This is a genomic window from Streptomyces sp. NPDC059455 (assembly GCF_042750115.1).
Lineage (GTDB): Bacteria > Actinomycetota > Actinomycetes > Streptomycetales > Streptomycetaceae > Streptomyces > Streptomyces endocoffeicus.
The window spans coordinates 12,133-18,634 of sequence record NZ_JBHYVB010000212.1; the positions used below are offsets into that span (position 1 = coordinate 12,133).

Consider the following 6,502-nt stretch of genomic DNA (forward strand, 5'->3'; position numbering starts at 1 on the left):
CGCCGGGGGGCTAACACCCCGCGTGAGGGAACGGCCGCCACCCCCCAGCGGGGACGTCCCACAGGGGGGCGGCCCGCACCCAATCCGGGGGGGCGCCCCTCCGGTGCACTGTGCACGGTGCCGACGGCGACCGTCACGGCCGTCGTCAGGCGGCGACGACCTCGACGCCGACCTTGGCGGCAACCTCGGCGTGCAGACGGACCGAGACCTGGTGCGCGCCCAGGGTCTTGATCGGGGCCTGCACCTCGATGCGGCGCTTGTCGACCTCCGGGCCACCCGCGTCCTTGATCGCCGAAGCGATGTCGGCCGGGGTGACGGAGCCGAACAGCCGGCCGGCGTCGCCGGCACGGGTCTTCAGGCGCACCTTGACGCCCTCGAGCCGAGCCTTGACCTCATTGGCCTGCTCGATCGTGGCGATCTCGCGGATGCGGCGACCGCGGCGGATCTGCTCGACGTCCTTCTCGCCGCCCTTGGTCCAGCGGAGCGCCAGACCACGCGGAACCAGGTAGTTACGGGCGTAACCGTCCTTGACGTCCACGACGTCACCGGCGGTGCCGAGGCCGGAGACCTCGTGGGTGAGGATGATCTTCATGAGTCGGTCACCCTTCCCTTATCGCGCGGTGGAGGTGTAGGGCAGCAGCGCCATCTCACGGCTGTTCTTCACGGCCGTGGCGACGTCACGCTGGTGCTGGGTGCAGTTGCCGGTGACCCGGCGGGCACGGATCTTGCCGCGGTCGGAGATGAACTTCCGCAGCAGGTTCGTGTCCTTGTAGTCGACGTAGGAGATCTTCTCCTTGCAGAACACGCAAACCTTCTTCTTAGGCTTGCGAGCAGGCGGCTTCGCCATTGTCTCTCTCCAGTGTGATCAAGAAGTGTGTGCTGGTCGCCCTGACCAGACCGCGCGCTGTTTCACGTGAAACAACACCTCGGGTCTGTTTCACGTGAAACAGCGCCTCGGGTCTAGAAGGGCGGCTCGTCCGAGTAGCCCCCGGAGTTGCCGGAGCCGGAGCCACCGCCCCAGCCACCACCACCGCCGCCCTGGCCACCGGCCGGAGCGCCGGTCGCCCACGGGTCGTCGGCCGGAGCGCCGCCGCCCTGCTGCTGGCCGCCGCCGCTGGGGCCACCGCCCCAGCCGCCGCCCTGGCCACCACCGCCACCGCCGCCGTAACCACCCTGACCACCGCGACCGGTGGTCTTGGTGACCTTGGCTGTGGCGTTGCGCAGGCTGGCGCCGACCTCGTCGACATCCAGCTCATAGACCGTGCGCTTGATCCCCTCGCGGTCCTCATAGGACCGCTGCTTCAGACGGCCCTGCACGATGACGCGCATGCCGCGCTGAAGGGACTCGGCCACGTTCTCCGCGGCCTGCCGCCACACCGAGCACGTGAGGAAGAGGCTCTCGCCGTCCTTCCACTCGTTGGTCTGCCGGTCGAAGGTACGGGGAGTGGACGCGACGCGGAACTTCGCGACCGCCGCACCGGACGGGGTGAAACGCAGCTCGGGGTCGTCGACGAGATTGCCGACGACCGTGATGACGGTCTCGCCTGCCATTGGGGGAACCTCTCGGCGGGTACTGCTGGGCTGCTTGCTACTCGTTGCGATTCGGCCCCGATGACCGCTGAACGCTTACGCGGTCAGTGGGTCTCGGGACGGAGGACCTTGGTCCGGAGGACCGACTCGTTCAGGTTCAGCTGGCGGTCGAGCTCCTTGACGACCGCGGGCTCGGCCTGCAGGTCGATGACCGAGTAGATGCCCTCGGGCTTCTTCTTGATCTCGTACGAGAGACGACGACGGCCCCAGGTGTCGACCTTCTCGACCTTGCCGTCGCCCTCACGGACGACAGAAAGGAAGTTCTCGATCAGCGGGGAGACAGCGCGCTCCTCGAGATCGGGGTCGAGGATGACCATCACCTCGTAGTGACGCATGTGGAACCCACCTCCTTTGGACTCAGCGGCCACGGTCGTTCCGTGGCAGGAGGGTCGTGATGCGTATCCGCTTCGGCGTCAGTACAGACACCACCGCGGACGGTACACAGTACCCGGCTCCTGCCGCCCGCTTGAAATCCGGGCGTCTTGGCCCGCAATCTGTACACATCGGGTGTGAGCGGCGTAACACTTCGCCGCCTTGCTCTATGTGCCTACCTGGAGGTGCCTCATGGCACAGGCAGCACGATCCCAGCACGGCTTGTTCACCTTCCTGGACACCGACGGCAAGTCGCATCCCCTGGAGAACACGGTCGCCGTGGTGACCCTGGTGATCGGCGTGATCGCCTTCGTCACGGCTCATTTCCCCCACCTCCACCTGGTCAGCTCGTGGGTCGGACTGATCGGGATGGTCAGCGGTGCCTGGGGCCAGCTGAGGTCCGTGACCACCGGTGAGCGGTTCCTGCTGATCATCGGGCTCGGTGCCGCCGGGGTCGGCTTCTATCTCGGCATGGCACATGGCGGACTCTTCGGCGGCGTGCTGGGCTGAGCCCGCCCGGAGCCCGGTTGTCCCCGGGCCCGAACGGGGCGTGTCCCGGTCGCAGTAGGCTTCGGCGCGAGAGCCGGAGCCCCGACCCTGGGGACAAACCTGCCGAGGAGCGCCCCACATGAGCCTGACCCTGAGGACGATCAGCCGAGAGCAGCATCTGGCGTACATCCAGAGCCTGCCGGCGGCAAGCCACATGCAGGTGCCTGCATGGGCTGACGTCAAGTCGGAGTGGCGCTCGGAGAACCTCGGCTGGTTCGACGCCACGGGTCAGCTCGTCGGCGCCGGTCTCGTCCTCTACCGTCAGCTGCCCAAAATCAAGCGCTATCTCGCCTATCTCCCCGAGGGCCCGGTCATCAACTGGTACGCCCCCAACCTCGAGGACTGGCTGCGCCCGATGCTCGCGCATCTGAAGCAGCAGGGCGCCTTCTCCGTGAAGATGGGTCCGCCGGTCATCATCCGCCGCTGGGACTCGACCGCGATCAAGTCCGGCATCCAGAGCCCCGACGTCAAGCGGCTGCGCGATGTCGAGGCCACCTTCATCGAGCCGCGCGCCTTCGAGGTGGCCGATCGGCTGCGGCGCATGGGCTGGCAGCAGGGCGAGGACGGCGGGGCCGGCTTCGGTGACGTCCAGCCGCGGTACGTCTTCCAGGTGCCGCTGGAGAACCGCTCCCTCGAGGATGTCCACAAGGGCTTCAACCAGCTGTGGCGCCGCAACATCAAGAAGGCCGAGAAGGCCGGTGTCGAGGTCGTCCAAGGCGGCTACGAGCATCTGCCCGAGTGGCAGCGGCTCTATGAGATCACCGCGGAGCGCGACCACTTCCGGCCCCGCCCGCTCAGCTACTTCCAGCGCATGTGGACGGCCCTCAACACCGAGGACCCCAACCGGATGCGGCTGTACTTCGCGATGCACGAGAACGAGGCCGTGGCCGCCGCCACGATGCTGATCGTCGGAGGCCATGTCTGGTACTCCTACGGCGCCTCCGCCAACCACAAACGCGAGGTCCGGCCCTCGAACGCGATGCAGTGGCGGATGCTCCGCGACGCCTACGCCTTGGGCGCGACCGTCTATGACCTCCGCGGCATCAGCGACTCCCTCGATGAGACGGATCATCTCTTCGGCCTGATCCAGTTCAAGGTGGGCACCGGCGGGCAGGCTGCCGAATACCTCGGCGAGTGGGACTTCCCGCTCAACAAGCTCCTGCACAAGGCGCTCGACATCTACATGTCGCGCCGCTGACCACGATTCGCTGTCTCCCATACCTCCAATACACCGCGGCTACGAGAAAGGTTCCGGGACCGGCCAATGGCGCTCACCCTCTACGTCGACACCGCTCGCTGGCGGGCGCATCAGCAAACGGTGATCCAGCAGTTCCCAGGGCTAGTCCCGGTCTGCAAAGGCAACGGCTACGGCTTCGGCCATGAGCGGCTGGCCGAGGAAGCCGCCCGCTTCGGCAGCGACATCCTCGCGGTCGGAACCACCTACGAGGCCGCCCGGATGAAGGACTTCTTCAGCGGTGACCTGCTCGTGCTCACTCCCTTCCGCCGCGGTGAGGAGCCGGTGCCGCTGCCGGACCGGGTGATCCGTTCGGTCTCGTCGGTCGACGGCGTCTACGGCCTGGTGAACGCGCGCGTGGTCATCGAGGTCATGAGCAGCATGAAGCGGCACGGCGTCACCGAGGAGGACCTGCCCAAGCTGCACGCCGCGATAGAGAACGTCCGGCTGGAGGGGTTCGCCATCCACCTTCCGCTCGACCGCACCGACGGCCTGGACGCGGTCGAGGAGGTCATCGCCTGGATGGACCGGCTGCGGGCGGCGCGGCTGCCGCTGCACACCATGTTCGTCAGCCACCTCAAGGGCGAGGAACTGGCCCGGCTGCAGCAGCAGTTCCCGCAGACCCGCTTCCGGGCGCGGATCGGCACCCGGCTGTGGCTGGGCGACCACGACTCGACGGAGTACCGGGGCTCGGTGCTCGACGTCACCCGGGTCTCGAAGGGCGACCGCTTCGGCTACCGCCAGCAGAAGGCCGCATCCGACGGCCACCTGGTCGTGGTCGCGGGCGGCACCTCCCACGGCGTCGGTCTGGAGGCGCCCAAGGCGCTGCACGGGGTGATGCCCCGCGCCAAGGGGGTCGCCCGCGCAGGTCTGGCGACCGTCAACCGCAACCTCTCGCCGTTCGTGTGGGCGGGCAAGCAGCGGTGGTTCGCCGAGCCGCCGCATATGCAGGTGTCCATCCTGTTCGTGCCCAGCGATGTCCAGGCGCCCCAGGTGGGGGATGAGCTGGTGGCACATCTGCGGCACACCACGACACAGTTCGACCGGCTGCTCGACCGCTGAACCCACGCCACCGGGAGGGGCTCCCGTCCAGGGCTCACTCCCGGTGGACGCCCCAGTCCACCAGCGCCGCGCCCTCATAGCGGGAAGCGCGCCGCGCCTCTCCCAGCACGAACGCGTCCGGGGCCCGGTCCAGCACGCCTCCCCCGGGGTCGTCCGACCCGTCCCGGCGCACCGGGTCCCGCTCCGGCACCAGCGCGTCCCGGATGATCAGGGCGCACAGATAGAGCGTCCCCAGCAGATGCACGGCGATCGCCAGCTGATAGCCCTCCGCGGGCAGCCCCCGGTGCTGGTCGCCGCTGCCCGTGTACGCGAGGTACATCCAGATCCCCAGGAAGTACATGACCTCGCACGCCTGCCAGACCAGGAAGTCCCGCCAGCGCGGCCTGGCCAGTGCGGCCAGCGGGATCAGCCACAGCACGTACTGCGGTGAGTAGACCTTGTTGGTGAGCACGAACGCCGCGACGATCAGGAAGGACAGCTGGGCCAGGCGCGGACGGCGCGGGGCGCACAGGGCGAGCGCCGCCACCCCGACGCAGGCCAGGACCATCAGCACGGTCCCGTAGGTGTTGACGTCCTCCAGGGAGTTCCCGGTGCGCTGGGAGATGATCAGCCATACGGAGCCGAAGTCCACGGGGCGCTCCTGGCTGAAGGTGTAGAACGTCTTCCAGCCGTCGCGGATGTGCAGTCCGCCCTGCGTGCTGACCATCACGGGCAGGTTCACCACGAGCCAGGCGGCCAGGGCTCCGCCCGCGGCCGCCCAGAAGGCGCGCAGCCGCCCCGCCCGCAGGCAGAGCACCAGCAGCGGACCGAGCAGCAGCCCGGGGTAGAGCTTCGCGGCCGTCGCGAGCCCCAGCAGCACACCCGCGGCCAGCGGGCGGCTGCGGGACCACATCAGCAGGGCGGCGGCCGTAAGGGCGACGGCGAACAGGTCCCAGTTGATGGTGGCCGTGAGCGCGAAGGCCGGGGCCAGGGCGACCAGCAGCGCGTCCCAGGGGCGGCGGCGGTGCGTACGGGCCACACAGACCGCGATGACCGCGGTGCAGATCATCAGCATGCCCGCGTTGACCAGCCAGTAGATCTGCTCGCGGTCCTGGATGGAGCCGCCGTGCGGGGTCATCCAGGAGGCGACCTCCATGAAGAGGCCGGTGAGGACCGGATACTCCAGGTACTGCATCCCGCCCGAGACGTTGTCCGGTATCCGGTCGAAGTACGGGACGAGGTCGAGGGCGAAGCCGCGGCCGTTGTAGAGGTGCGGTATGTCGGAGTAGCAGGCGTGGGTGTACTGGGCGGTGGCCCCGTAGAACCAGCCGCCGTCGTAACACGGCATCTTCTGCACCATGCCCAGGGCGAACATGCCGATGGCGACGATCGCCACGATCCGCACGGGGGTCCACCAGCTCGTGCCGAGCAGGGCCCGGCGCCCGGTCGGCCCACCGATCAGCTCGCTGCCGGCCGCGGCCACCGGGTCCTCGGAGGTCGGCCTGACGGGCTGGGCCTGTGGGTCCTCGCGCACGCTCATGGCCCCCATCCTGCCGTACGAGCCTCTCCGGAGGAGTCAGGACCGCCCCAGCGGCCGCTGAGCGCGCCGCGGACGCCGGGTGGGGCTCCGAGTCGGGGAGAGGCGTACCAGAGGCGCAGAGAGCCGTCCAGGGCCTGGAACGGCGTCGGCCGCGCCGGAGCGGGTTCGCTCCGGCG

Annotated in this window: 8 protein-coding genes; 3 read left to right on the top strand and 5 right to left on the bottom strand. The window is 68.8% G+C overall.

Annotated elements, in window-relative coordinates; genetic code table 11:
- Positions 1 to 145 precede the first annotated feature (145 nt).
- The 4 genes from rplI to rpsF form a co-directional block, all read right to left on the bottom strand.
- A complete protein-coding gene (gene rplI, locus ACFXB5_RS44445; RefSeq protein WP_201856558.1) occupies positions 146 to 592 on the bottom strand; it encodes a 50S ribosomal protein L9 in 447 nt (148 codons plus the stop codon).
- Between the two features lie 18 nt (positions 593 to 610).
- Entirely contained in the window at positions 611 to 847 is a 237-nt protein-coding gene (gene rpsR, locus ACFXB5_RS44450) for a 30S ribosomal protein S18 (RefSeq protein ID WP_003978893.1), read from the bottom strand.
- Positions 848 to 960: 113 nt separating this feature from the next.
- Positions 961 to 1,551, bottom strand: a complete 591-nt coding sequence (locus ACFXB5_RS44455; RefSeq protein ID WP_385219517.1) for a single-stranded DNA-binding protein — start codon at positions 1,549 to 1,551, stop codon at positions 961 to 963.
- An 83-nt stretch (positions 1,552 to 1,634) separates the two neighbouring features.
- Positions 1,635 to 1,925, bottom strand: a complete 291-nt coding sequence (gene rpsF / locus ACFXB5_RS44460) for a 30S ribosomal protein S6 (protein WP_020869989.1) — start codon at positions 1,923 to 1,925, stop codon at positions 1,635 to 1,637.
- Positions 1,926 to 2,154: 229 nt separating this feature from the next.
- Here rpsF and ACFXB5_RS44465 point away from each other — a divergent pair, with 229 nt between their 5' ends.
- From ACFXB5_RS44465 to ACFXB5_RS44475, 3 genes are all read left to right on the top strand, one after another.
- Positions 2,155 to 2,472 carry a hypothetical protein gene (locus ACFXB5_RS44465; RefSeq protein ID WP_385219519.1) on the top strand — a complete coding sequence of 106 codons (318 nt, stop codon included), beginning with the start codon at positions 2,155 to 2,157 and terminating at the stop codon, positions 2,470 to 2,472.
- Between the two features lie 118 nt (positions 2,473 to 2,590).
- Positions 2,591 to 3,709: a lipid II:glycine glycyltransferase FemX gene (locus tag ACFXB5_RS44470; protein ID WP_385219521.1), complete on the top strand. Its 1,119-nt coding sequence runs from the start codon at positions 2,591 to 2,593 to the stop codon at positions 3,707 to 3,709.
- Between the two features lie 66 nt (positions 3,710 to 3,775).
- Entirely contained in the window at positions 3,776 to 4,807 is a 1,032-nt protein-coding gene (locus ACFXB5_RS44475) for an alanine racemase (RefSeq protein ID WP_385219523.1), read from the top strand.
- 34 nt (positions 4,808 to 4,841) lie between these two features.
- On the opposite strand, the gene ACFXB5_RS44480 is transcribed toward ACFXB5_RS44475, so the two are convergent.
- Complete coding sequence (locus ACFXB5_RS44480; RefSeq protein WP_385219525.1) at positions 4,842 to 6,326, bottom strand: glycosyltransferase family 87 protein; 1,485 nt, start codon at positions 6,324 to 6,326, stop codon at positions 4,842 to 4,844.
- Positions 6,327 to 6,502: the final 176 nt, after the last annotated feature.

What these genes read in the sequence shown, in the direction of transcription:
- rplI (WP_201856558.1), bottom strand. Translation starts at nt 592, where the DNA reads ATGAAGATCATCCTCACCCACGAGGTCTCCGGCCTCGGCACCGCCGGT.
- rpsR (WP_003978893.1), bottom strand. Translation starts at nt 847, where the DNA reads ATGGCGAAGCCGCCTGCTCGCAAGCCTAAGAAGAAGGTTTGCGTGTTC.
- ACFXB5_RS44455 (WP_385219517.1), bottom strand. Translation starts at nt 1,551, where the DNA reads ATGGCAGGCGAGACCGTCATCACGGTCGTCGGCAATCTCGTCGACGAC.
- rpsF (WP_020869989.1), bottom strand. Translation starts at nt 1,925, where the DNA reads ATGCGTCACTACGAGGTGATGGTCATCCTCGACCCCGATCTCGAGGAG.
- ACFXB5_RS44465 (WP_385219519.1), top strand. Translation starts at nt 2,155, where the DNA reads ATGGCACAGGCAGCACGATCCCAGCACGGCTTGTTCACCTTCCTGGAC.
- ACFXB5_RS44470 (WP_385219521.1), top strand. Translation starts at nt 2,591, where the DNA reads ATGAGCCTGACCCTGAGGACGATCAGCCGAGAGCAGCATCTGGCGTAC.
- ACFXB5_RS44475 (WP_385219523.1), top strand. Translation starts at nt 3,776, where the DNA reads ATGGCGCTCACCCTCTACGTCGACACCGCTCGCTGGCGGGCGCATCAG.
- ACFXB5_RS44480 (WP_385219525.1), bottom strand. Translation starts at nt 6,326, where the DNA reads ATGAGCGTGCGCGAGGACCCACAGGCCCAGCCCGTCAGGCCGACCTCC.